The sequence below is a fragment of the Pseudobacter ginsenosidimutans genome, from assembly GCF_007970185.1.
Lineage (GTDB): Bacteria > Bacteroidota > Bacteroidia > Chitinophagales > Chitinophagaceae > Pseudobacter > Pseudobacter ginsenosidimutans.
Genome location: NZ_CP042431.1, coordinates 5,081,916 through 5,107,754 on the forward strand (window position 1 = coordinate 5,081,916; position 25,839 = coordinate 5,107,754).

Here is a 25,839-nt window from a genome sequence, read left to right on the forward strand (position 1 = left end):
GCTGTTAACATTATTTTTACCGGATTCATATATCCGATAAAAAAACAATGTACATGTTACACCATGTAGCTGCTGCCAAACCCGGTAATCCATTTCGCATTTATGCCAACTTCAAACAGCTCTATAGAGGATCAGTAAAGATCTTTCTTTGTGCAGTTGTCTTCTTTATTGCGCCTCATTTTTCTGCAAACGCGCAAATAGCAGGAGTGGGTGCTGGTCAAACCTATGCCACTTTGAACGATGCCATTACTGCTATCAACACTGGTGCCTTAACAGGAAGTATCCAGCTTCAGATCCGCAGTAGCAGTACATTGTCCGGAACAGCTGTGTTGAATGCTTCAGGAACAGGAGCGGCCAGTTACTCTTCCATAAGAATTTATCCAACGGGCAATTATGCAGTTACAGCAAACATAAACGGGCCACTGCTTGAATTGGTGGGTTGTGCAAATGTTACCATCGATGGCAGGTTGAATACAGTGGGCGCCACATATAATCTCACCCTGGAAAATATGAATACAGGCGCCAATGCTGCTGTTATCCGGATGCGTGACGGAGGTTCCAACAATATTGTTCAAAATGCAATAATCAAAGGAGCAGGCGGCTCCGCAACGCGTGGTCTGTTTACTGCGGATGGCGCCGGCAATATGGTGAATATTGTTTTGCAGTATTGCAGAATTACCAATTCAAATGGGAACCGCCCTTACAGTTCCTTCTATGTGAATGCAGCAGGAGCAACATCATCCGCCATTTTTTTCGGTAATGAAGTGTATGATCTTTTCCGTTCAGACGCGGGCACCAGGGCTGTAGTCTTCACAGGTACTCTTTCTGCCGGCTATATCATGAACAATCATTTTTATGAAACTACCCCGGTGAATGCAATATCCGCCAATACGTACCGGGCTGTTTCAGTGGAAGGAAACAATGCAACGAACGTATTGGTACAGGGGAATTTCATTGGGGGATCGCAGGTGAATGCAGGCGGCAGCGCCATGACGTTCACATCTGCTTCTGCGCCGCAATTCGACGCCATCTATATTTCTGGGGGAACTTCCGCTGCGCCTGCTTCCGTGCAGAACAATACCATCACGAATATATCCTTTCAGAGCGCGAAGAATAATCTCAATAATATCTATTCTCCTGGTTATTTCAATGCTATCTATATTTCCGGAAGCGGTGTTTGCGCCAATATTGGTACTGTTGCTGGCAATACCATCGGCTCACAGACAGTTACAGGCGCTATTCAGTTGTTTCCCACCAATACCACTGAATACTGTCCGGCAGTGATGATCTTCAATGATGCTGATGGAACAGTGGATATTCAAAACAATACAATGGGTGGGATCAATTCCACCGGCCCTGCATTGGCCAAGAGCTTTACAGGTATATTGAATGTGGCGGCAGGCAATACAACCATTTCAAACAATATTATCGGAAGCGTTACTACTGCCGGCAGTATCAATATCGGACCAAACAGTGATAATGCTCCGGTGAATGAACTGGTCTGGGGAATTGCCAATCTTGGTTTAGGTGGCAATAAGATCATCTCTGGTAATACTATTGCGAATATCACGCAGCAAGCTGTTGGCCCCAACGTGAATACACTGAAACATACAGCAGGTATTTTCCTGTTGGCCGGTGGCGATGTAACAGTGGATAATAATGTAATCCATCATCTGAAAAGTTTATCCAACACGGTTGTTGGTGGTGAGTTCAGCAGTGTGGTGGGCATCGATGTTTTTCAGAATATCGGTTCCATCAATTCTATTTCCGGCAACAGGATCTATGAACTGGAATGTCTGAATACGGAAAACCTGGCTACGGAAGTAACCGGAATATTTTTCAAAGGGAATAATGTCAGCTCGGTAATTCGAAACAATTTTATTCATGGCCTGCGGCTTTCATCGTCCAGTACCGCGGCAAAGATCAATGGTATCAATATCGGCGTCTCCAATGGTATTGCTGAGCTTTCCAACAATGTGGTTGCCCTGGGAGCGGGTATCACCAATGGTTATGCGATCAACGGTATCCTGGATGGCAGCCAGGAACCAGGCAATGCCAATAAATTCTATTACAATACCATCAGCATTTCCGGAGATATGGGACCGGGAAGCAATTCATCGGCATTGTATCTGGGCAGCAATTTGCCTTCAGGCAGAGCAGTTATCAATAATATCCTGGTGAATGAACGCAATAATATGATGGGCACAGCCAGTCATTATGGCTTGTTCGTGACCGGAACACCTGTGCTAACGGTGAACTACAACGATTATTACACGCCTAATTCCGGAGGAGTGGCCGGCTATTATTCAGGCAATAGAACATCGCTTCCTGTAATTACAGGTCAGGATGCCAACAGCGTTATCCGCGATCCGGGATTTGTTACTGCCGGAGGAACGAATGCAACCGGTTATATTCCGGCAAATATGCTGGCAGGTACAGTTCTGGCGGGCTATGAGCCTGATCATATCGGTGTGGTGCGTCCGGCAAGCCCTTTCATGGGCGCCTTTCATTATTTGAGTACCTTGCCTGTGGCCTGGCTGGATTTTAAATTGTATCCTTCCAAAGACCGGATCGTTCTAAAATGGTCCACTGCCAATGAGCAGCTCAGCAGGGATTTTGTTGTTCAGCATAGTGTGAATGGGGTCCACTGGAAGCAAATTGGAATTGTTGCTGCAGCGGGTACAACCAGTTTGACCTCTCTTTACCAGTATACAGATCTCTCTCCTTCAAAAACAAGGAACTACTACAGGATACTGCAAAGGGATATAAATGGAAAATCGGATTACAGTGTTATCCGGACAGTAGAATTTGGACAGTCTGCTGCATTGCAGTTATTCAATAATCCTGTTACCAGGGGATTGCTGGAATTTCAGACAAAGCAGGCAGCCGAACTATTCCTTGTAGCTCCTGATGGACGTTTGATTTGGAGAAAACAATTCTCAGCAGGGCAGCACCAGGTGAGCGTGCATGCGTTATCACCAGGTGTCTATTACTTGAAGTCTGCCACAGAGGTTATTCCATTTGTGAAAAAATAAAATGGGAATAAGCATGCTGCGCCTTCTCCACACTTTAATATTGAATCCTTCAGTATCTTTAATCCTTAATCGTTGCAAATGTCGCTCGCAGCAGACAGAAACGAACCCTGGGACTGGGAGATCAGTAACCGTAGCAGTTGGCGCAACTGGCCGGTAAAAGAATTATGGGCCTACAGGTACCTGCTTTTCAGGTTCATCAGGCGTGATTTTCTGATCAATTACCAGCAGACATTACTGGGACCGCTCTGGGTTGTATTGCAACCTCTCTTTACGCTTGTGGTTTATGTGATGGTATTCAGCAGGTGGATAGGGATCGATACCGGCGCATCACCGCCCGTGTTATTCTTCCTCTGCGGCATTTTGTTATGGGGATTGTTCAGCGATCTCTTCACTGGCACCGCTTTCATCTTTACTCATTACAGCTCGCTTTACACCAAAGTTTATTTCCCCAGACTTATAATTCCTTTTTCCGTGGCAGGAACCCATCTGCTCCGGTTTTGTATACAGTTTGTTTTGCTGGTGGCGGTTTTGGCTTTCTATGCAGTATTCCGGGACTTCAACTTCTCCTGGAATTTCTGGTTGCTGGTATTGCCGCTGTCTATTTTACTGACTGCTCTATTTGCATTGGCGCTCGGCCTTATTTTTTGTATCCTCACTGCCAGGTATCGCGACCTTGGCAATATCGTTCACCTGGGCGTCAGGTTGTTTATGTTTGTAACGCCTGTTATCTATCCAATTTCCTCTCTACCTTCCGGCATTCGCTGGATTGTGCATATAAATCCACTATCCGCATTATTCGAAGTATTCCGGTATGCCCTATTGGGCCAGGGAATATTTTCGATGTGGCAATTACTTTACAGTGCAGTATTCATCATCATCACTTTCTTTATAGCCCTGATATGGTTCAATAAACAGGCCATCAGGCTTATAGACATTGCATAACCGATATGAGCAAGATTGTAATTGAAGCGGCTGGTGTTTCCAAGATCTACAGGCTCGGCGCCATTGGTACAGGTTCTTTCCGGCAGGATGTAAAACGCTGGATAAACAAAACCATGGGGCAGAAGAACAATGCTTTCTTCCATGAAGATAAGCTGGCCGCAGATCAGTTCATGGCCCTGAAGGATATCAGCTTCCAGGTCAGGCAGGGGGAAACATGGGGAATTGTTGGACCCAATGGCGCAGGGAAATCAACTTTGCTCAAGATCATCTCACGCATTATTCAACCAAGTTCCGGTTTTGTAAGAGGGAGAGGGACTGTTGGTAGCCTGCTGGAAGTAGGTACAGGATTTCATCCGGAACTTTCTGGCCGAGAGAATATCTATATTAGTGGATCCCTGTTGGGTATGACTAAAGCACAAGTGCTGCGCCAGTTTGATGAGATCGTTGCTTTCTCGGGGCTTGAAAAATTCATTGATACGCCGGTAAAGCGTTATTCGTCGGGCATGTATGTGAGGCTGGCTTTTGCAGTGGCTGCACATCTTAATGCGGATATCCTTATTATGGATGAAGTACTGGCTGTGGGAGATATCGAATTTCAGAAGAGATGCCTTGATAAAATGCAGGAAGTGGCCAAAGACAGCCAGCGAACGATCTTATTTGTCAGTCACAATATGCAGGCGGTGAGCCATCTTTGCCGCAAAGCAATCTGGTTGCAACAGGGAGCAATGATGGCAATGGGCGATACCAGTGATGTTGTAGAAAAATACATTGGCAGTTTACAGCAGAATAAGCTGCATGTGGCATGGGGTGAAACCAAAGAAGCACCGGGAAATGAATATGTGCGTATCCTGTCGATGGAGCTGGTGCCTCAGCTGCTGTCTGCAAAAAGTGTGATAGACATCAGAACGCCGCTGACTGTAAAGTTCACCATCCGAAATCAGCAGGATAATGCATTGCTGAATGCCGGACTGCACTTATTCAATTATGCCGGTGAATGTATTTTCGATGTAGCTTCGCTTCCTGTATTGTGCAGCGAAGGTGCAATTCAGGGGGAGTGCCAGATCCCGGGCAACTTCCTTAATGATGGAGCGTATTATCTTTCACTCATCATTGTTCAGGACACATCCATTCCATTATTCTATTATGAAGGAGCGCTTCATTTTGAAGTGGCTGATTTTCGTGAAAATACCACCTGGTTTGGTAAATGGAAAGGGGCTGTGCGTCCGCAATTTCCATTCAGGTTTGAACCGTCGATAAAACAGGCAATTCCATAAACAGCAAATTAGTTTGGATAGAATTCCGTTATCCCCTCCATTCATAGCACCGGTTTCCGACGGTGTACGCAGACCCCGCTGGTCTGTGATGATCCCTGCATTCAACTGCGCCGGATTCCTGGTGGAAACATTGGAAGCAGTACTTGCACAGGCGTTGCTTCCGGATGATATGCAAATAGAAGTAGTGGATGATCATAGTACCGATGCGGATGTGGAAGCATTGGTAAGAAATGTGGGCAAAGGAAGGATTGCTTATTTCAGGCAATCAGAAAACAAAGGAAGTCTTCGGAATTTCGAAACCTGTATCAACAGGGCCAAAGGGCACTTTATCCATTTATTACACGGCGACGATCTCATAAAGCCGGGTTATTACCAGGCAATGGATGAACTGTTTGAAAACTATCCGCAGGCAGGCGCTGCTTTTTGCCGCTATGAATACATTGGGGAAAGCAGTAAGCGCTTATATTTTCGTGATGCGGAAATGAAAGAAGCAGGTATCCTGCAGGATGCCCTGCTGCTGCTGGCTGGCCGGCAAAGGCTGCAGTTTTGCACCATTACAGTGAAAAGGGAAGTATATGAAAAGCTGGGCGCATTTTTTGGTGTTGATTATGGAGAAGACTGGGAAATGTGGGTAAGGATTGCCCGTGACTATCCCGTTGCCTATACACCGCAGACACTGGCTTCATACCGGTTACACTTGGCCTCCATTTCCGGCAGATCATATGCTACTGCCAAGAACCTGAAAGACCTTCAGTGGGTAATGCAAACCATTCAGCAATATCTTCCGGAAACGGAGAAAGAAAGGATACTGGAGCAGTCTATGAAATTCTATGCGCATTATGGTATCAAGATTGCCAATGATCTTTGGTATGGACTGAGAAACCGCCAGGGAGTGAAGGTGCAGGTGCGGGAAGCATTGCGTATGCACCGCGACTGGCTGATGTATTGGAAGATCTCAAAACTGTATACCAAGATGGCGTTGAATATTACATCATTCATTCCCCGACGCAATAAAGCACAAACTGTATGAAGGCAGGTATGACCATTCTTGTTTGCACGTATAATGGGGCTGAACGACTGCCGGTGACGCTTCGTTTTATCGCTGCACAGCAAATCCCTGCCGGTTTGGGTTGTGAGTTGCTGGTGGTCAACAATGCTTCTACGGATAATAGTCTGGAGGTGATTAAGAAAGAATGGCAACAATATGATACAGCCATCAGCCTCCGTGTTATCACGGAAACGAGGCCGGGACTAACTTTTGCGCGGGAAACAGGTTTTTGTGCGGCGCAGCATGAATATATCATTCTTTGTGATGATGATAACTGGCTGGCCCCGGATTATGTACAGACCGCCTTTGCCGTGATGGAAAGCCAGCCTGAGATTGGCATATTGGGAGGTAATGGCAATTTTGTTTTTGAAGAACCAGCGCCCGCCTGGTTATTATCCTGCAATCTCTATGCAGGTGGAGAGCAGGCCAGTAAAAGTGGAAAAGTGAACAACCAGATCGTTTATGGCGCAGGTGCAGTGCTGAGAAAATCTGCTTATGAAAAGATTTGCGCCGGAGGCTTTGTTCCTGCATTGACGGATCGCCAGGGCATGAGCTTAAGTTCTGGCGGCGATCATGAACTGTGTTATGTACTGGCATTGGCAGGCTATAAGATCTGGTATGAAGATAAACTGCGCTTTGATCATTATATCACTGCCAACAGGCTTACACTCCCTTATTATCTGACCTATATTGAAGAAAGCGCTCATTGTTTTTCTGTATTGGAACCATATAAGATCTTACTGAAAACAAAAAACAAATCCATCTTCAGATTTCGTTGGGAGCTATTCAAAAGCTTCTGGTATCATATGAGAAAAATGGGCGTATTGCTCATTACAAAACCTATTGCCAGTAAGCAGACAGACGACCGTGAATTGCGCAAGCTCCAGTATACACTGCTCATACAGCGTTTAAGGTCCTATGGCCGGATCTCGTTGTTCGAAAACAATTTTAGCAAAGCAGTATCCTTACAAAATGAATTGTTGCGAAAAGTAAAACAAAGAAACCCCATCGCTACAAATACAAATAGTAATCCTTCAGCAGCTCAGTAAATTCTTCCGTGTAATTTCCATCTTCTCCTTTTATCGTCAATTCAAATGTTGGATTGAACTGATCATTGGTCCTGGAATAATGTAAAATACTTCTGAAGAAATCATGCTTTGGTGTTTGTTTCACCAGCAGATTCTCTACCAGTGAGAATCCATTTTCTGTTGCCAGTTTATTGAAGTATTCCCATCTGTGATAGGGCAGCAAGATCCCGAAGCCTCCGTGTGGCTCCAGGCTGCGGCTGATCACGCCGATCAGTTCTTCCAGCGATAATTGTTTGCTGTGTTTGGCGATCTGCTCTTCTTCCGAAGACGATGGCAGATCATTTTCAAAGAAGGGCGGATTGGTGATGATGAAATCGTATTTGATGGGGAAGGCGTAGGTGCGGGCATCTCCGGGAAATACCCTGATACGTTCTTTCCAGATGCTTTGCTGGATGTTTTCTTTCAGTTGCTTGAATGCGCCGAGGTCCAGTTCGATGCCGTGGATCTCTGAATTCGATTTCTGGGCAAGCATCAGAGAGAGCAGTCCCGTTCCTGCGCCGATGTCAAGCACTGTAGTGTAGTCGGCGGTCTTGGCGGCAAACCATGCGCCGAAGATGCAGGCATCTGTGCACACTTTCATGGCGCACTGGTCCTGGTGAACGGTAAACTGTTTGAATTGAAAGTAGCCGTTGGCCATTTGCAGTTTTTGAGTTATACAAATTCGGTTACTGGTTTAGGTTACCATTCGGCTTTGGCGGAGGGGCTGGCAGTAAGAGGGGTATATTCTCCTGCCAGGAATTTGTAATACGCTGTGATGGCGATCATCCCGGCATTGTCTGTACAATATTGGAATGCGGGAATGAATGTGTTCCATTTCATTTTATCGCCGGTTTCTTTGAGTGCGGTCCTGAGACCGCTGTTGGCTGATACGCCGCCTGCGATACAAACATCTTTGATGCCTGTTTCGATGGTGGCCTTCTTCAGTTTGTTCATCAGGATGCTGATGATCCGATGCTGAATGGAAGCGCAGATATCTGCCAGGTTCTCTTCCACAAAATTGGGGTTGGTCTTTGTGTTCTCCTGGAGGAAATACAGGATGGCGGTTTTGAGTCCGCTGAAGCTGAAATCCAGTCCGGGTATTTGTGGCTCGGGGAATTTGAAACGATCGGGCTTGCCTGTTTTGGCGTATTTATCTATCAATGGGCCGCCGGGGTAGGGCAGTCCGAGTAATTTGGCTGATTTGTCGAATGCTTCGCCTGCGGCATCGTCGATGGTTTCGCCGATGATGCGCAGCTGGTGCGGGCTATCGCATTGCACGATCTGCGTATGTCCTCCGCTGACGGTGAGGCAAAGGAAGGGGAACGATGGTTTCGGATCGTCTATGAGATTGGCGAGCACATGCGCCTGCATATGGTGAACGGCGATGAGTGGCTTGTTCAAGGCCAGGCTCAGTGATTTGGCGAACTGTGCTCCTACCAGCAGGCTGCCGATCAGGCCAGGCGCCTGTGTGAAGGCGATGGCATCGAGATCTGATAATTGTTTGCCTGCTTCCTTCAGTGCCTTGTCCACTACCGGCACGATATTCTGCATATGTGCGCGGGATGCGAGCTCGGGCACTACGCCTCCGTATTGCTCATGCACGGCCTGGCTGGCAATGAAGTTTGAGAGGATCTTTCCGTCTGCACAAACTGCGGCCGATGTTTCGTCGCAGGAGGATTCAATTGCAAGAATGGTAACGCTCATAATCGCGGCAAAGGTAAGTATTCTCGGAGTTTTGTCCGTCACTCGCCGGGAGGCGAGGGAGGATACTGCGGGATTATTTCGAGCGTATCGCCACCACCGGGTCCATCCTGGCGGCAATGGAAGCGGGAATGATCCCTGCCAGCACGCCTACCACAATACAAATAGAAATGGCCAGCATGATGATGCCGGGCGCAATGAACACGGTAAACCCAAAGATGGCCGAGAGCACGAATGTGAGTATGACCACTATCAGCAATCCTAACATCCCTCCCATGATGCAGAGGAAAGAGGATTCCAGCAGGAATTCCGTCATGATGGTAATGCGCTTCGCGCCGATGGCTTTTTTTAGACCGATCTGCGAAGTGCGTTCGCGGACCGTCACGAACATGATATTCGCCACACCAAACATGCCAACGATCAGACTTAAAGTGGCAATGGCCCAACCGCCTTTGTTCACACCGTCGAAGATGCTGGAAGCGAAATTGGCGAAGGTATTGATATCATTAAGTGTGAAATTGTCTTCCTGAGTGGGTTTCAGTTTGCGGATGGAGCGCATGGCGCCAAGTAACTCATCTTTCAGTTGCTCGAGCGGAACATCTGGTTTTCCGGTGACGAGGATAGATGGCCCGGCCCAATCTTCTTTGGTCATCTGCTTCATGAAATTGCGGGTGATAAGCACGTTATTGTCGTAGTCCCATCCTCCCAGTATACTTTTTCCTTTCTTCTTCAGGATCCCTACCACCACTGCTTTCTTGCCGTCCTTCAGTTTCAGTTCCTGCCCCAATCCTTTTTTTACATCTGAACCGAAAAGGTTTTCAGCCACCATATAACCAAGGATGATGGCGCCAGTGCCCTGGTCAAATTCAGACTGCAGGAAATAGCGGCCAATTCCTACTTCAATGGGTTGCAGTTTGTCGAAGTCCTCGGTGATCCCATAATAATTTAGACCGGTGAGAACGCTGCCATTGTATTCGATGGGAGAACTGATATTATTGGTGTAAGCAATGTATCCGATTGCAGGCACCTTTTGTTTCAGGAGCTCTACCTCTCTGTATTTAGGGGCTGGGCGGTTCATGTATTTCCACCAGGGCGCATTATCGTCTCCCGAGTAGTCCCATTTGTCGATATAAATGGAATTGGAGCCAAGCGCCTTGATATCCTGTTGCACTGCATATTCCAGGCTGTTCACGGTGGCGAGCACGCCAATGATACAGAGGATGCCGAAACCGACGCCGGAAAGGGAGAGCAGGGTACGCAGCTTGTGCGATTTGAACTCCTGCCAGGTGAGGTTGAGGCTGCTGCCGAGAATTTCGATGATACGACGCATATTCCAAATTTAAGTGATTGTTCCCGGGTATTTGTCGCAGCACCCGCTGATTTATTTCAATGGTCATTCCGGCTGATAAGCCTTTTTATTAACTTGCTGTATGTTTACGATCGAAAGTCACCTGCTGAAAGCCAGCATCCATCCGAAAGGCGCTGAACTGCAGAGCCTGTTGCAGAAAGAATCCGGCATAGAATATATGTGGAAAGGCGATCCCGCCGTTTGGGGGAAATTCTCGCCCGTCCTCTTCCCGATCGTGGGCACACTAAAGGATAACACTTACTATTACAAAGAACAGCCCTACCAGTTGGGGCGGCATGGGTTTGCCCGCGACCATCAGTTTGCCGTGGAATCGCAGGCATTTGACAAGATCGTGTTCCTGTTGAAACAGAGTGAAGAGACTTTGAAAGTATTCCCTTTCCCATTCGATTTCAGGATCGGTTATACTATTGTTGACAGCAGCATTGCCGTTACTTATGAGGTGGTGAATACAGGTAAGGAAACGATGTATTTCTCCGTGGGTGGCCATCCCGCCTTTGCATTGCCACTGGTGGCGGATACAGTGTACGACGATTATTACCTGGAATTCGATCAGGCCGAAACCACAGGCCGCTGGCCTATCGCTGAAGCCGGACTGCTCAAAACCTCGTCCATTCCATTGCTGAACGATACAAAGCAACTGCCTTTGAACAAGGGATTGTTTGCGCAGGATGCACTGGTGCTGAAGAATCTCAACTCTTCCAGGATCTCTTTGCTGAGCCGCAAAACAGAACATGGTCTCAATATGGACTTCCCCGGATTCCCCTTCCTGGGATTGTGGGCGGCGCCCGGCGCCGATTTCCTTTGCATCGAGCCCTGGTGTGGTATTGCCGACAGCGTTGATACGATGCAGTTATGGGAAGAGAAAGAAGGGATCAACAAGCTGGAAGCAGGAGAAAGTTTTGTAAGAACATGGACGGTAACCGTATTCTGATCGGATACAGTAAAAAAATGGAATGATATAAACCTGAAATTGATAAATTGGGACCAGAGAGCAGAGAGATGGAGATTGGATAGAACCGAATGGTAAACTATGAAGTTGAAATTTTTTGACCCCCGCGAAGCAGCAAAAACCCTTAAAGCCACCGCGCACAAGAACGGAAAACTCGGATTCAGCGCCGATGCTGCAAAAAAGATGGAACTGGCCGCAGGAAAAGGAGCCAGGATCGCTTTTGATGAAGAGAACCCGGAAGACAAAACACTCTACGTGATCATCTCTTCCATGGCTATGGAAGACACTTTCAAGATCATCAAGGCCGGCGAATATTTTTACCTGAATGCCAGGTCGCTCTTCGAGGAGCTGGAGCTCGACTATAAGAACGATAATATCGTGTATGATATTTCAGAAGTGCTGATCGACGGCCGCCCGATCTACAAATTCACTAAAAGGGCAGGAGTGAAGAAAGTGCAGCTGAGCTGATCATTATATTTATTCACTTTTTCATTCTTCTATAAATCACTGTTTCGGGTGATCGCCCGCCGCGATTTCCTCTTTTTCTTTATACCTGATTCACCCGGTATACCAATTACCCGGTGGATCTTCAAAAAGTATAATATGAAAAAGTGGAAAACAATACTCTGCATTTCCTTTTTGTCTGTGATTATTTCATTGCCCGTTTTTGCACAGCCACCAATTCACGTGGCTGGTATGATCGTAAGGATGTGGAGAATGTTGATGTCGGCTGGATGACAAAACTGACATTCAAAGAGCCTTCAAAACCATTTGCACAACATGGCTGGACTTACCCCGCCAATCAAACGGATGTAACCCAGAAGATCATCACCTGGATGCAGCAGACCTTCACCTGCAAGGGATTGCTCGGCGAACCCAAACTGACGCTGCTGGCGCCGCCTCCGCCACTTCCCGGTGAACCGGAGAAAGAAAACAAGAAGGCATTGCCCAATACCTACGGCGCTTTCGTGAGATTCCACCACAACCTCGTTAAAACAAGTACAAAGAAGTTCTGGCCCATGTACGGTAATTTGTCCAACATCAATGTGGATATCCTGGCTAACAATGTAGAGCTGATCAGCAGGCAGATGATCTTTCTTTCAACAGCTGATGAATATTATTGTGTGATGCCCAAATACAACATCGGGATGAAAGGGGAATTCGATAAAGATCATAATGAAAATATGGCCAGCTACCGGAACTTTTCCAATAGCCCTAACCTGAAAAAGTATGAGCATTACCTGATTCCCGGACAGTCATTATCAGGTAATGGCGCTTTCTATGCAGTGATCATGACAAAAGACGGCAGCCCGCTGCCCTTCGAGCAGGTTACTATCAATGAGCTCATCAGCAAACTGGAAAATCGGTTACCTTATATGTATAAGGTGGCAATGAACCAGGACCGCAAAATGGAGAATATGCTGGAAAAAGCCAAACGCGGCATTCAGATCCTCAAAGACAACTATAAAAATAACCTGAATGATTATGCGTACCTCGCAAGTCTCAATACTCCGATCGATGTGATTGATCTTGCCAACCTGGAGCCGGGCAAGAATGTATACTGGTTGTCTACCGAAGCTGAAACAAAGAAGAACAGGGACTATACTGCGGTCAACTGGCCGTTGCTTCGACTGAAAAAAGGAGTGAAGCAGTCCTGCGCCACAAGCGGGCCGCAATGGATCATCTTCCGAATGGATGCAGTGATCAATCAGTCGGATGCAGGTAATATAGAATTGATGGATAATTTTGTGAACCGCTTCAATTATGATTATGTATACAATTATTTCTTTGGGAAGGATAAAGTGATAGAGCCTTACAAGCCCCTCGCTTTTGTGAGTAACGAAGAAAAAGCGAATAGCCAGTCTGCCACTGAGCTGTCTGATGAAGCAAAAAAAAATGCAAATGATAGATCGATAGCATTCTTTGAAGATTTCTCTGCTGTGCCTTCAGGCGCTGCTCCGCCCCACTGGAATACAGAACGGAGTTATGGAACAGGAGGGATGGTGTCTGTAACAGAATTGAAAGATATGCCGGGCAAATGGCTGAAGCTGAAAAGGAATGCAAGTCCGAAGACGTTCACTCCGGTGAGTGGCGATTTTGAGATCAGTTATGATCTGCTGGTGCATAAAGGCGATGTGCCCTGGGGTACGCCGGGTATGCAATTGCAGCTTATGTTCTCTGCTGGTCAGTCAGAAAAGAAATACTCCGTGGATGTATCACCGGGAGATATGAACAGGAAAGATGCAGCAGGCTGGATCATGCTCATGTTAGGTGGCTCGGCTTGTAAATTAGGCAATTATTATTCTGTTCCGGATTTTACGGGAAGCAAGCCGGTAAATCAGGTAAGGATCACTATGAGAAAGAAAGGAGAATCTATAACTGTTCTCAGCAATAACAATAAGGTGTATGATTGTGCAACAGCTTTCAGTGCAGGAATGGAGTTGAAGAAGATCAACTTTGAAGTGAATGAGAAGAATGTGTATTACATCAGTAATATCAAGTTGAAGAAGATGTAGGTGGGGCTGGTTTCTCGTGAAAGATGTGTTACAGTAGCGTCAGGTTTCGTTTAAAATGCATGAAAAGAGCGTGAGAGAAGCGTTACGTTAGCCTTAGCCAGTAGTGAAATAGTAGAGTGATAGTAGTGAAAACATGGGTTTTTAAACGGGGAGAGTACTGAGATAGTACTGAGACGGTAGTAAGAAAGTACTGAAAGAGGGTTTGGGGTTGTTGAAAAACCGGAAATGTATATTGAGATGATACGCGCATAAGGTTGGTACTCAGATGCTTGAATGATGAAAGCTGACTTATTTTTACGTATTTTATTGATTTTCAATTGATTGTAAGTGTCTGGTTGGTGCTTGGTTGTACTTTAATTGCTGTCTGATTGCTGTTTAGTTGCTGTCGGAGGTATGAAGGAGGTATGCGAGGGTGCCTGGAAGGGTATAGGGTGTAGTCCATGGATAGGTTAATATCTGTTGCTAGGATTTCTGCCTGCTGCATATTATGCGATTATTGTTTTGAATAAGGGTACATTATTATTGCGAAGCGACATGTTGAATCAGGCTCTTTCTTTGTTTTTTTGTCCTCGTAATTATTCCAGGTTTGTTTTTGAAGGAAGGCTATTGCAGAGTATCCCTGAATGAAATTTAAGACTGCGTCACTTACGCATACGTATATCCGTAATCAATTTATCTGCAATCTTTTTTTAAGAGCTTTCTAGGATTATTTATATTTGAATAGTATAGTGCCATCAAAACTTGATAATTGACTTCAAATTCAAACCTCTGTTATATGGAACAAGAATTCTCTGTGTTGGAAAATAAGGCAGTAGGAAGGAACATGTACATAAACCGGAAAATCCGTGATAAGAAAGCCCAGGAAGTGGCAGATTATCTGGGGATCAGTGAGTCGGCCTATACCAAGTATGAACGCGGAGAAAGTAAGATCACTGTTGATATAATTCAGAGGGTGGCTGAGTTTCATAAAGTAGATCCGGTAAGTTTGCTTTCTTCACAAGGCATAACTTTCATCGATAGTGGTAATAATTCACCTAATTCTTCTGGTGCAAATGGTGGATATTACAATAATGTGCAGTCTATGACAGACGAGCAAACCAAAATGATGCTGACTTTGATTCAGAGTGTTACTTCACTAAATGAGAAGTTGATTGCTGTTTTGGATAAGCTGAAATAGTTTGTTCCAGTTTCAGTTGACAGTGGGGGAAGTTACTTTTTCAATTCCCTATGGCTGCTCGGGCTTAGAAAATCCTTTGAGAATATGGATAGTAGGTTGACGGTAGATTATATAATTCGTTTTTGGCCGTTAAAAACCCTAATGCTTCAATGGCCGCTTCTTGATCATCCCGCCCCGCGTATCCTTGATACTATGCATTACCACAAACGCATGCGGGTCCACCATCTCTATTTCATGTTTGAGTTTTGAAATTTCCAGCCTCGTGATCACTGTAAAAACGATATGCTGATCCTCCTGCACATACCCTCTCTTCCCATAACCGCCGGCGCCCTTGTACACAGTAATTCCTCGTCCAAGCTTTTCCGTTATCACCCGGCTGATCTCTTCACTCTTCGGAGAAATAATAGTAACACCTGTATACTCTTCAATACCCTCAATCAAAAAGTCTACTGTTTTTGATGCAGCCAGATAAGTGAGCATGGAGTAAAGCGCGTTATCGATCCCTAAAAAATACGCAGCCGTGGCAAAGATCAGCACGTTGATCATCATGATCACATCCCCGATGGTAGTGCCCAGTTTCCGGCTGAGATAGATCGCCAGGATCTCCGTACCGTCCAATACGCCACCGCCTCTCACGGCAAAACCGATCCCTGCGCCTAAGAAGAAGCCGCCAAACACCGCCACCAGCAATTTATCTGAAGTAACGATAGGGTAGTCTACAACGGCCAGACAAATAGACAATCCCGCAATGGCCAGGATCGCTTTTACTGTAAACCCTTTCCCGATCAGTCTATATCCGATCAAAATAAACGGCAGGTTGATCAGCACGATCATTAACGCCAATGGCCAGCCGAGCAGGGCGCTGGTCAGCAGGGAAATACCGGTGGCGCCGCCATCAATGAATTTCACGGGCAGCAAAAAGCTCTTCAATCCAAACCCCGCACTCAGTATCCCGATAATGATCAAAACCGCATCCTTCGAGTTCTGCAATACGGCTCTCCGTAACTGGTAGAGGCTTTTCGCCATCTTATAAGGACTTGGGGAATAGGACGATCCGTTGTCTTTCCGTTGCCGGAGGAAGTTGTTGACAATGAATTGGCGAAGTCTGTAACGCATGCATCATAAAAGTACAAATTGAGGAAGGATTAATGTACCTTTGCGGGCGTTTTTCCTAAAAGCGATCCCTTCATGAAGTACAATGCAGAAATACAGAAAAGAAGAACTTTTGCGATCATTTCCCACCCGGATGCCGGTAAAACAACCCTTACGGAGAAATTCCTCCTGTTCGGTGGCGCCATCCAGACAGCCGGTGCGGTAAAGAGCAATAAGATCAAGAAGCACGCTACATCTGACTTCATGGAGATCGAACGCCAGCGTGGTATCTCCGTTGCCACCTCGGTGATGAGCTTCGAGTACAAAGGCATCCTCGTGAACCTCCTTGATACTCCAGGTCACAAGGACTTCGCCGAAGATACCTACCGCACACTCACTGCAGTGGACAGCGTTATCCTGGTGGTGGACTCCGTGAACGGGGTGGAAGACCAGACCCGCCGCCTCATGGAAGTATGCCGCATGCGCGATACTCCAGTGATCGTGTTCATCAACAAAATGGACCGCGACGGAAAACACCGGTTCGACCTTCTCGAAGAGATCGAAAATGAACTGAAGATATCATTACACCCCATGACCTGGCCCATCAACAGCGGCAAGGACTTCAAAGGTGTATACAACCTGCACGATAAAAACCTTGTTCTTTTCACCGCCAACACCAAAGCTTCTGATGACGAAGATAGCCTCGAGATCAACAACCTGAGCGATGCAGTGCTTGACGTCAAACTTGGTGAAAAAGATGCCAATCTTTTACGTGAAGATGTGGAACTGGTAGACGGCGTGAACGGAGAGCTGAATGTGACCGATTATCTCGCCGGTAAAGTATCGCCGGTTTTCTTCGGCTCTGCCATCAACAATTTCGGTGTACGCGAAATGCTGGACACCTTCATCCGCATCGCACCCATTCCGCGCTGCAGACAGACTTCCGTTCGCGAAGTGTGTCCGGATGAAGATAAATTCTCCGGCTTCATCTTTAAGATCCACGCCAACCTGGATCCCAAGCACCGCGACCGGATCGCTTTCCTCCGCGTTTGCTCCGGCAGGTTCGAGCGTAACAAATATTTCCACCACGTGCGTCTCGACAAAGACGTTCGCTTCAGCAATCCTTACACCTTCCTCGCGCGCGACAAAGATGTGATCGATGAAGCATTCCCCGGCGATGTGGTTGGTCTCTTCGATACCGGCAACTTCAAGATCGGGGATACCCTCACTGAAGGAGCCAATTTCTATTTTACCGGAATTCCTTCTTTCTCTCCTGAGATCTTTAAGGAAGTAGTGAACAAAGACCCAATGAAAACCAAGCAATTGGAGAAAGGTCTTTTGCAGCTTACTGATGAAGGCGTTGCACAACTTTTCACCCAGTTCGGTGGCAATAAGAAGATCATCGGTTGTGTGGGAGAACTGCAATTCGAAGTGATCCAGTACCGCCTTTTACAGGAGTACGGCGCCAGTGTTGAGTTCCGCTCACAACCTTTCTATAAAGCCTGCTGGATCACCAGCGCCGATCCCAAAAAGCTGGACGAATTCACCCGCTTCAAGAGCAATAATATTGCAACCGATAAAGACGGTCACCTCGTCTATCTCGCTCAGAGTGAGTGGTTTTTGAATACAGAACGAACCAATAACCCGGATATCGAATTCCACTTTACATCAGAAATCCATAAGGAAACGGTATAAGGTTTGTATTTTGAGGGAGGATGCTCGAAACCGCAAGACTACATATCCTCCCGCTCAATGTACCTGCGCTGGAACTCTACCTGCAGGGCAATAATCTATTTGAACTGGAACAGGGGCTTACGCTCACCAACCGCAGTGTGCACACGGATGTGAGACGCTATGTGAACTCTATCACGTTGCCGTGTATGCGCAAAGCGCCGGAAGATCATTTCCTCTTCTTTACTTTCTGGCTCGTTATTGAAAAGAATACAAGGCTTGTGGTAGCCGAAATGGGCTTCAAAGGTGTGCCCAATCCCGCCGGTGTTGTGGAAATCGGTTATGGCACGGTGGAAGGTGCGCGCAATAAGGGCTTCATGACTGAAGCCGTGGCTGCGGTCATCGCCTGGTCTTCCAAACGGCAGGACATATCCACTGTTCTGGCAGAAACTGCCAAAACCAATACCGCATCTATCCGCGTATTGCAGAAGAACGGCTTTGAACAATATGATCAGAAAGGGGATATGCTCTGGTGGCGAACCATCTTTGCTCAGAAGTCGGGGTTCACGCCAGTATAGTTGTGCGGAGTGATCTTCTTCAACTCTTTACGCACAGTTACCGGAACTTTTAATTTATCGATGAACTGATGGAGGGTTTGCTTATTGATGCCCTGTTTGCCACGGGTCAGTTCCTTGAGTGCCTCGTAAGGTTTGGGGTAGTTCTCGCGGCGCAGGATGGTTTGAATAGCCTCGGCCACTACTGCCCAGTTATTATCGAGATCGTCATAGATCTTTTCATCGTTCAATACCAGTTTGGCCAGTCCTTTCTCGATGCTGCGGGTAGCCAGGATGATATGAGCGAAAGGCACGCCGATATTGCGCAATACGGTGGAGTCCGTAAGATCGCGCTGGAGGCGGCTGATGGGCAGTTTGGCTGCCAGGTGCTCCAGGAGCGCATTCGCGATGCCGAGATTGCCTTCAGCATTTTCAAAGTCGATCGGATTCACTTTATGCGGCATGGCTGATGAACCGATCTCGCCTTTTTTGGTGCGCTGCTTGAAATAGTCCATGGAGATATAGGTCCACATATCGCGGCTGAAGTCCATCAGGATGGTATTGATGCGTTTCATGCTGTCGAAATGGGCAGCGAGGTTATCGTAATGTTCGATCTGCGTGGTGAATTGCTGGCGGCTCAGTCCCAGTACACCTTCCACGAAATCGTTACCGAGGCTCACCCAGTTCTTTTTGGGGAAGGCCACCGTGTGTGCATTGAAGTTACCTGTAGCTCCGCCGAACTTGGCGCTAACGGGGATCTCAATGCAATGCTGGATCTGGTTGCTGAGGCGCTCGATGAACACCTGGATCTCTTTGCCAAGGCGGGTGGGAGAGGCTGGTTGTCCATGTGTGCGGGCCAGCATCGGGATATCGCGCCATTCATCTGCGAGGATCTCCAGTTGTTTATTGAGGTTAAGCATTGCAGGAAGATATTCGAATTCCACGGCCTGTTTCCAGGAGAGCGGAACAGCTGTATTGTTGATATCCTGTGAAGTCAATCCGAAGTGGACCCATTCTGAAAGATGTTCTGCTTTCAGTTCTTTCAGTTTCTCTTTGAGGAAATATTCCACGGCTTTCACATCATGATTGGTGATCTTCTCCGTGTCTTTGATGGTCTGGGCATCTGCGAGACTGAAATTCTCGGCAGCAGCCTGCAGGCCTCTTCTGACCGCGATAGGCAGGGAGAAGAATTTCTTGTCACCCAGGAACAGGAAGTATTCCACTTCAACCAGCACCCTGTATTTCATCAGTGCAAATTCAGAAAAGTATTCGTCGAGGTGCTGCACCTGGTTGCGATAGCGTCCGTCAATAGGGGAAATGGCCGTAAGTGTATTCAATTCCATGATCTGGTACAATGTTGATGTTAAAATGGATATTCCTTTACCTTTGCGCCGTAAAATTAATTCAATTGAAGAAGATTAAGGTTGGAATCGTGAATTATCTCAATACCAAACCATTATTGTTTGGTATCGAGCATTCACCGGTGATCGATGCAATTGAGCCCGTACCCGAATATCCGGCGAATATTGCCCGTATGCTCCTGGAAGATGAAATTGATATGGGACTGGTTCCCGTAGCGGTGATCCCGCGAATGAAAGAGTATTTTATCAACACCAATTACTGTATCGGTTGTACGCAGCCCGTGGCCAGTGTTTGCCTGTTCAGTGATGTGCCTGTAGAGGAAATAAAAGAAGTGTTGCTGGACTATCAGAGCCGTACCTCGGTAACGCTGGCGCGTATCCTGATGCGTGATTACTGGAAGATCGATCCGGTGATCACAGATACGAAATATGATTACCGCAGCCGCATCAGCGGAACTACTGCCGGTGTGGTGATCGGCGACAGAGCCCTGGAGCAGCGCCACAAGAGCAAGTATATCTATGATCTGGGAGAAGCCTGGATGGCCCATACCGGATTGCCATTCGTGTTTGCCGCATGGGTGAGTAACAAACCATTGCCGGAAGATTTTGTAAAAGCCTTTGATGCTGCCAATGCAGAAGGACTGAAGCATATCGATGAAGTGGTGGCAGCCAACCCTTATCCCACTTACGATCTGCATGAATATTATACCAAAAATATCAGCTACGAACTGGATGAAGCCAAGAGAAAGGGATTGTCGAAATTCCTGGAACTGATCGGAACGCTCAATCCGGTAGTAGCCGCAAAATAATCAGTGTGTGCCAGGTCGCTCGTCTTCGGGCGAGTGACTTTTATTTTGTTGCCTCCGGCGGCACTTATTTCCTTCCCAACCTTTTGCTCACCGTTCTCATCACCTCTGCAAGGTCCGGCGTTAATTTGAACAGCCAAACACCTCCAAGGTACACTACAGAAAAGATAGCGCTCTTCACTACCATTCCAGCCAGCCCATTCAGGCTGATGAGTAACGTGACCGCATATGCGCCAATTGCCAGTAGCAACGCATACAGGCTATTAATGGAAAAAGGGAAATACCCGAATCTCAATTTGATGAAGACCAGTCGTAAAGTATTGTAAACGGTATACGTGGATAATGTAGCCAGCGCCACACCGATCATTCCCATAGAGCGGGCCAGGTAGATATTGAGTGGTATCGAAGTGGCAAGTAAGATCAGGCCGGAATAGAATTCGAAACGCCAGGCAGGGGAAGTCATGATCACTGAACTGCTGATCCCCAGCGTGAGGTCGATTACATTGAAAATCCCCAGGATCAGGAATACCATTTTGCCCTCAGCAAAACTGGGATCAAGGCCCAGCAGATGGAGGCCATCGTCATAATTGATCCAGATGAACAAAAAGAGGAATGAGCTGATCAGTTGCAGATTGATGCTGGCCCTTTTGTAGATCCGGGAAATATCATGGTGGTTCTTGTTCTTCCAGTGCATGGCAATCATCGGTCCGGCGATGGACAACAAGGCCCGGTAAGGCACCTGTATCACCGCGGCCGTATATTGATTGAGCGTGTAAACGCCAGTCATGGTAAGACCCGTAACGCCAGCCAGCGCAAGCGTATCTATTTGTCTCGCGATGCCATTGATCACGATGCCGCTGTACACGAAACTAACGTAGTTGAATATCTGCCGCCGTAATCTTTTGGTTACTGTACTGAATCTGAAATTCAGGTACAACTGACCGCTGCTCACAAGATAGATGATCACAGCTATCACGATCAGCAAATACACGGAGCAGAAAAGTTTCACAAAGAGATCGAAATCGATCACCTGGAATGCATACAATGCAATCAATACAGAAACGCAGATGCGATAGGCCGTTTCCTTCATGAAGTTGGGCAGTACCGTTCGTTTGAGTGTGTACAGGTAGCTCTCCAGTATCATGAAGCAGAGATAGAAAAATGCAAAAAGCAAACTCCAGTAATAGAATTGCACCAGCAACTTCGAACGTTCCGAGAACTTCCGGATCACCAGCGGCTCAAACAACAAACAACCCGAAAAAACCAGCAATGCGCCGATGCCGCTAATCATCACTGCAATACCCAGCATATCATTTCGTTTATGGCTGAGCCTGTCGAAATAATAGGGAAAGAATTTACCCATGAACACCGTCATACCCAGTGTTCCGATAGGGGCAATTACCTGGGAAATGCTGGTGAATGCCTGGGTGAGACCATACTGTTCCGGAGTGAACAAACCCTTTTTAGTGAAAAAGTACGTGTTGATGGCGCCGATCAGGAAGCCTGTGTAAGACAGGAAGCTTGATTGTATGGTTTGTTTGCGGATCTGCCCCATTGGGTGATGTTGGTAAATGTGGGCAAAAGTAAGTAAACTTTGCTGCTGCTTCCCCTATGTTATGAGATATTAATAAGTTAGCTTTGCACAACTTTTTTCAAAATATGAAAGTAGTCATTTTTGCAGGCGGTCTGGGTACCAGGATCGCTGAAGAAACAGATACAAGACCAAAGCCGATGGTAGAGATCGGTGGTAAGCCCATCCTCTGGCATATCATGAAGATCTACAGTCAGTACGGATTCAATGATTTTATTATTTGTCTGGGTTATAAAGGCTTCCTCATCAAGGAATACTTCATGCAATATTTCCTGCACAATTCCGATATCACCATCGAGCTGGGCAGCAATAAACTGGACGTTCACTATACCAATACAGAATCTTTCAAGGTTACCCTGGTGGATACCGGCCTCAATACCAAAACCGCCGGCAGACTGAAACGCGTACAGCAGTATGTGGGCAATGAGGATTTCATGCTTACCTATGGCGATGGCGTTTCCGATGTAGACCTGAAAAAACTTCTGGAGTTCCATAAAGCCCATAACAAGGCAGCCACCGTTACTGCCATTCAGCCGGAAGCCCGCTTCGGTGGAATGGAAATGGGACCTGATGGTGAAGTGATCAGCTTCAAGGAAAAACCCAGGGGAGATGGAAAATGGATCAATGGCGGGTTCTTTGTACTCAAACCCGAAGTATTCAAATACCTCGATGGCAATATGGATGATACCATGTGGGAAGACAGTCCCATGGAGCACCTTGCCAAAGATCACCAACTGATGGCCTATCAGCATCATGGCTTCTGGAAATGCATGGACGCAATGCGCGACAAACTTGAACTGGAAGCATTATGGCAAAACAATCAGGCAAAATGGAAAATCTGGTAAGCAACGCATCCCTTCAGTCTGCCTACAAAGGCAAAAAAGTGCTGCTCACCGGGCATACCGGTTTCAAAGGAGCCTGGCTCATGAACTGGCTGCAAATGCTGGGAGCTGACGTCAAAGGTTATGCGCTGCCGCCATCTTACGAAGGAGGTATTTACCAGCTGATGGAACCTTTTGCAACAGGTGCTTCTATCCTGGCTGATATCCGCAACAAGGAACTGCTCAAACAAACCGTTCAGGATTTTCAACCCGACTTTATATTTCACCTGGCCGCGCAACCACTGGTTCGGCTCAGCTACGAGATCCCGGCTGAAACCTTCGAAGTAAATGCAGTAGGCACCGCCAACCTCCTGGAAACTGCCATATCATTGAACAAGCGCTGTGCCGTAGTGGTGATCACCACAGATAAAGTATACGAAAACAAAGAACAGGACATTCTGTATACAGAGAACGATGTGTTGGGTGGATATGATCCCTACAGCGCCAGCAAAGCCTGTACAGAGATTGTGGTAAGCTCCTTCAGAAGTTCTTTCTTCAATCCTTCTCAATCGCTCCAAAATAGGCCTTCTGTTGCCAGTGCACGCGCAGGCAATGTGATAGGAGGGGGCGACTGGAGCAAAGACCGCATCGTTCCTGATATTGTACGCGCACTCCGCAATGGAGCACCAATTCCCGTACGCAATCCCAATTCTGTAAGGCCCTGGCAGCACGTGCTGGAGCCGTTGCATGGATACCTGATACTGGGAGCCATGCTCTACGCCCAACCGGTGGAATTCTCCACTGCTTTCAATTTCGGCCCCCTGCCGGCTGATCATCTTACCGTGCAGGAACTGGTTGAAACCGCTATTGACAGCTGGGGAAGCGGTGAATGGAACAATCTCGCAACGCCCGGACAACCCCATGAGGCCAATCTGCTTAAACTGCATATCGGCAAGGCCATGCAGCAGTTGCAATGGAAACCCAAACTGAACGCAAAGGAAGCGATTCAGTGGACCATCGAATGGTACAAACAGCCGGTTGAAAAGCAGTTGGATTTCACGCTGAATCAAATCAACAGCTACCAGCAATTATGACCTTTACACCTACTCCGCTCGCCGGCAGTTATGTGGTCGGATTGAAACCTTTCACAGACAATCGTGGATGGTTTGCCAGGTTCTATTGCAAAAATGAATTTGCAGCAATCGGGCATAACAAAGAATGGTTACAGATGAACCATTCCTTCACCACAGAAGCAGGCACCATACGCGGTATGCATTTCCAGGTGCCGCCTTTTCGCGAGATCAAACTGGTAAGGTGCATTGCCGGCGCAGTTTTTGACGTGATTGTCGATTGCCGCAAAGATTCGCCCACCTTCCTTAAATGGTTTGGCGCCGAACTCTCTGCCAGCAACCGCAATATGATGTACATACCGGAAGGCTTTGCTCACGGATTTCAGGCGCTTACCGAGAACTGTGAGCTGATCTATCTTCACAGTGAATTGTATCAACCTGGATCAGAAGGCGGTCTCCGTTATGATGATCCATCACTCAATATCCAATGGCCTTTGGCCGCCAGGAACCTGTCAGACAGGGATGCGAGTCATCCGCTGCTGGACGAAAACTTTAAAGGACTGTAATTATGCAATGCAGATTTTGTAAAACAGAATTGTCGCAAGTATTCATTGATCTGGTGAATTCTCCTGCTTCCAACTCTTTTCTCACAAAGGAACAGCTGAACGAACCGGAAATATTCTATCCGCTCAAGACCTTCACCTGTCCCAACTGTTTCCTGGTGCAGGTAGATGAGTATAAAAAGTCCGATGCTATCTTCAACAGCGATTATGTTTATTTCTCCTCCTACAGCACCAGCTGGCTGAAGCATGCAAAGGCCTACACCGAAAAAATGATCCACCGTTTCGGATATAACCAACAATCCAAAGTGGTGGAGATCGCTTCTAACGATGGTTATCTTCTGCAGTACTTCCTGGAAAAACAGGTGCCCGTACTCGGCATAGAACCTACTGCAAATACCGCCGAAGTGGCCAAAGGCAAAGGCATTGAAACGGTAGTGGATTTCTTCGGCGTACGTCTTGCAAAGGAACTAACGGCCAAAGGTATCCGCGCCAACCTGCTGCTGGGTAATAACGTACTTGCACATGTGCCGGACATCGTGGATTTTGTGGGTGGTATGAAAATACTGCTGGCGCCCGATGGCGTGATCACCATGGAATTCCCGCACCTGATGCAGCTGGTAGACAATAATCAGTTCGATACCATCTATCATGAACATTTCTCTTATCTCTCTTTCTATACTGTTCAGCAGATCTTTGCTGCTGCCGGACTGGAAATGTTCGATGTGGAAGAGATTCCAACACATGGTGGCTCCCTTCGTATCTATGCTCATCATAAAGAGGATACCACCAGGGCCGTAACAGCAAATGTTCAGGCCCTGCTGGATAAAGAAAAGAACAAAGGCATGCAGGGGCTCACTTACTACGATAATTTCCAGCAGAAAGCCCTCAAAGTGAAAATGGACCTGATGGATTTTCTCGTAACCCAAAAACGCGCCGGAAAAAAAGTGGCTGCTTACGGAGCTGCCGCCAAGGGCAATACATTGCTCAACTATTGCGGCATCAAGGATGATTTGATAGATTATGTGGTGGATGCCAATCCGCACAAACAGGGTAAGTTCCTGCCGGCCAGCCATATTCCCGTGCTGGACCTGGAGCACCTGAAAAAACATCAACCTGATTTTGTGCTCATCCTGCCCTGGAATATCAAAGATGAGATCACGCAACAACTGGCATTCATCAAAGAATGGAATGGACAATTTGTAGTGCCGATTCCATCACTGCAAATAATATAA

General features: G+C 46.9%; 22 protein-coding genes. 16 read left to right on the top strand and 6 right to left on the bottom strand.

The window, feature by feature from the left end; translation table 11 throughout:
* Positions 1-53: 53 nt before the first annotated feature.
* The 5 genes from FSB84_RS19965 (at position 54) to FSB84_RS19985 (ending at position 7,348) form a co-directional block, all read left to right on the top strand.
* Positions 54-3,035 carry a beta strand repeat-containing protein gene (locus tag FSB84_RS19965; protein WP_130539649.1) on the top strand — a complete coding sequence of 994 codons (2,982 nt, stop codon included), beginning with the start codon at positions 54-56 and terminating at the stop codon, positions 3,033-3,035.
* A gap of 78 nt (positions 3,036-3,113) precedes the next feature.
* On the top strand, positions 3,114-3,977 hold the full coding sequence (locus FSB84_RS19970) for an ABC transporter permease (RefSeq protein ID WP_207234195.1): 864 nt from the start codon (positions 3,114-3,116) through the stop codon (positions 3,975-3,977).
* A 5-nt stretch (positions 3,978-3,982) separates the two neighbouring features.
* The gene (locus FSB84_RS19975) at positions 3,983-5,251 is read left to right on the top strand and encodes an ABC transporter ATP-binding protein (protein WP_130539650.1); all 1,269 of its coding nucleotides are present in this window, start codon (positions 3,983-3,985) and stop codon (positions 5,249-5,251) included.
* A gap of 13 nt (positions 5,252-5,264) precedes the next feature.
* The gene (locus FSB84_RS19980) at positions 5,265-6,281 is read left to right on the top strand and encodes a glycosyltransferase family 2 protein (protein ID WP_207234196.1); all 1,017 of its coding nucleotides are present in this window, start codon (positions 5,265-5,267) and stop codon (positions 6,279-6,281) included.
* Positions 6,282-6,289: 8 nt separating this feature from the next.
* The gene (locus tag FSB84_RS19985) at positions 6,290-7,348 is read left to right on the top strand and encodes a glycosyltransferase (protein WP_158644022.1); all 1,059 of its coding nucleotides are present in this window, start codon (positions 6,290-6,292) and stop codon (positions 7,346-7,348) included.
* Here FSB84_RS19985 and FSB84_RS19990 read toward each other — a convergent pair.
* From FSB84_RS19990 to FSB84_RS20000, 3 genes are all read right to left on the bottom strand, one after another.
* Positions 7,311-8,024 carry a tRNA1(Val) (adenine(37)-N6)-methyltransferase gene (locus tag FSB84_RS19990; protein WP_130539652.1) on the bottom strand — a complete coding sequence of 238 codons (714 nt, stop codon included), beginning with the start codon at positions 8,022-8,024 and terminating at the stop codon, positions 7,311-7,313. The genes FSB84_RS19985 and FSB84_RS19990 overlap by 38 nt on opposite strands.
* A 41-nt stretch (positions 8,025-8,065) precedes the next feature.
* Positions 8,066-9,070 carry a tRNA (adenosine(37)-N6)-threonylcarbamoyltransferase complex transferase subunit TsaD gene (gene tsaD, locus FSB84_RS19995; protein ID WP_130539653.1) on the bottom strand — a complete coding sequence of 335 codons (1,005 nt, stop codon included), beginning with the start codon at positions 9,068-9,070 and terminating at the stop codon, positions 8,066-8,068.
* Positions 9,071-9,143: 73 nt separating this feature from the next.
* Positions 9,144-10,397 carry an ABC transporter permease gene (locus FSB84_RS20000; RefSeq protein WP_130539654.1) on the bottom strand — a complete coding sequence of 418 codons (1,254 nt, stop codon included), beginning with the start codon at positions 10,395-10,397 and terminating at the stop codon, positions 9,144-9,146.
* Positions 10,398-10,497: 100 nt separating this feature from the next.
* Here FSB84_RS20000 and FSB84_RS20005 point away from each other — a divergent pair, with 100 nt between their 5' ends.
* The 4 genes from FSB84_RS20005 (at position 10,498) to FSB84_RS20020 (ending at position 15,078) form a co-directional block, all read left to right on the top strand.
* Positions 10,498-11,367: an aldose 1-epimerase family protein gene (locus FSB84_RS20005; protein ID WP_130539655.1), complete on the top strand. Its 870-nt coding sequence runs from the start codon at positions 10,498-10,500 to the stop codon at positions 11,365-11,367.
* 105 nt (positions 11,368-11,472) lie between these two features.
* Positions 11,473-11,853, top strand: a complete 381-nt coding sequence (locus FSB84_RS20010) for a hypothetical protein (RefSeq protein WP_130539656.1) — start codon at positions 11,473-11,475, stop codon at positions 11,851-11,853.
* A gap of 143 nt (positions 11,854-11,996) precedes the next feature.
* A complete protein-coding gene (locus FSB84_RS20015; RefSeq protein ID WP_147122284.1) occupies positions 11,997-13,901 on the top strand; it encodes a hypothetical protein in 1,905 nt (634 codons plus the stop codon).
* Between the two features lie 775 nt (positions 13,902-14,676).
* A complete protein-coding gene (locus tag FSB84_RS20020; protein WP_127127565.1) occupies positions 14,677-15,078 on the top strand; it encodes a helix-turn-helix domain-containing protein in 402 nt (133 codons plus the stop codon).
* Between the two features lie 138 nt (positions 15,079-15,216).
* Here the strand turns inward: FSB84_RS20020 and FSB84_RS20025 are convergent, their stop codons facing one another.
* Positions 15,217-16,194 carry a YitT family protein gene (locus FSB84_RS20025; RefSeq protein WP_130539658.1) on the bottom strand — a complete coding sequence of 326 codons (978 nt, stop codon included), beginning with the start codon at positions 16,192-16,194 and terminating at the stop codon, positions 15,217-15,219.
* Between the two features lie 72 nt (positions 16,195-16,266).
* Between FSB84_RS20025 and FSB84_RS20030 the strand changes: the two genes are divergently transcribed.
* Positions 16,267-17,865, top strand: a complete 1,599-nt coding sequence (locus tag FSB84_RS20030) for a peptide chain release factor 3 (RefSeq protein WP_130539659.1) — start codon at positions 16,267-16,269, stop codon at positions 17,863-17,865.
* A 20-nt stretch (positions 17,866-17,885) separates the two neighbouring features.
* Positions 17,886-18,419, top strand: a complete 534-nt coding sequence (locus FSB84_RS20035; protein WP_130539660.1) for a GNAT family N-acetyltransferase — start codon at positions 17,886-17,888, stop codon at positions 18,417-18,419.
* Here FSB84_RS20035 and purB read toward each other — a convergent pair.
* The gene (gene purB / locus FSB84_RS20040; protein WP_130539661.1) at positions 18,392-19,738 is read right to left on the bottom strand and encodes an adenylosuccinate lyase; all 1,347 of its coding nucleotides are present in this window, start codon (positions 19,736-19,738) and stop codon (positions 18,392-18,394) included. The genes FSB84_RS20035 and purB overlap by 28 nt on opposite strands.
* Before the next feature lie 65 nt (positions 19,739-19,803).
* On the opposite strand from purB, the gene FSB84_RS20045 reads away from it, so the two are divergent.
* Complete coding sequence (locus FSB84_RS20045; RefSeq protein ID WP_225979835.1) at positions 19,804-20,565, top strand: menaquinone biosynthetic enzyme MqnA/MqnD family protein; 762 nt, start codon at positions 19,804-19,806, stop codon at positions 20,563-20,565.
* A gap of 64 nt (positions 20,566-20,629) precedes the next feature.
* Here FSB84_RS20045 and FSB84_RS20050 read toward each other — a convergent pair whose 3' ends face one another.
* Positions 20,630-22,117, bottom strand: coding sequence for a lipopolysaccharide biosynthesis protein (locus FSB84_RS20050; RefSeq protein ID WP_130539662.1), 1,488 nt, complete (start codon positions 22,115-22,117; stop codon positions 20,630-20,632).
* A 104-nt stretch (positions 22,118-22,221) separates the two neighbouring features.
* Between FSB84_RS20050 and rfbF the strand changes: the two genes are divergently transcribed.
* Genes rfbF through FSB84_RS20070 form a run of 4 tightly spaced genes read left to right on the top strand, consistent with a single transcriptional unit; the run spans position 22,222 to position 25,839 of the window.
* Positions 22,222-22,998, top strand: coding sequence for a glucose-1-phosphate cytidylyltransferase (gene rfbF, locus FSB84_RS20055; RefSeq protein WP_130539663.1), 777 nt, complete (start codon positions 22,222-22,224; stop codon positions 22,996-22,998).
* A complete protein-coding gene (gene rfbG / locus FSB84_RS20060) occupies positions 22,962-24,068 on the top strand; it encodes a CDP-glucose 4,6-dehydratase (protein ID WP_225979836.1) in 1,107 nt (368 codons plus the stop codon). Before rfbF ends, rfbG begins: the two co-directional genes overlap by 37 nt.
* Positions 24,065-24,610, top strand: a complete 546-nt coding sequence (rfbC, locus tag FSB84_RS20065) for a dTDP-4-dehydrorhamnose 3,5-epimerase (protein WP_130539664.1) — start codon at positions 24,065-24,067, stop codon at positions 24,608-24,610. The genes rfbG and rfbC overlap by 4 nt, the downstream gene beginning before the upstream one ends.
* 2 nt (positions 24,611-24,612) lie before the next feature.
* On the top strand, positions 24,613-25,839 hold the full coding sequence (locus FSB84_RS20070; RefSeq protein ID WP_130539665.1) for a class I SAM-dependent methyltransferase: 1,227 nt from the start codon (positions 24,613-24,615) through the stop codon (positions 25,837-25,839).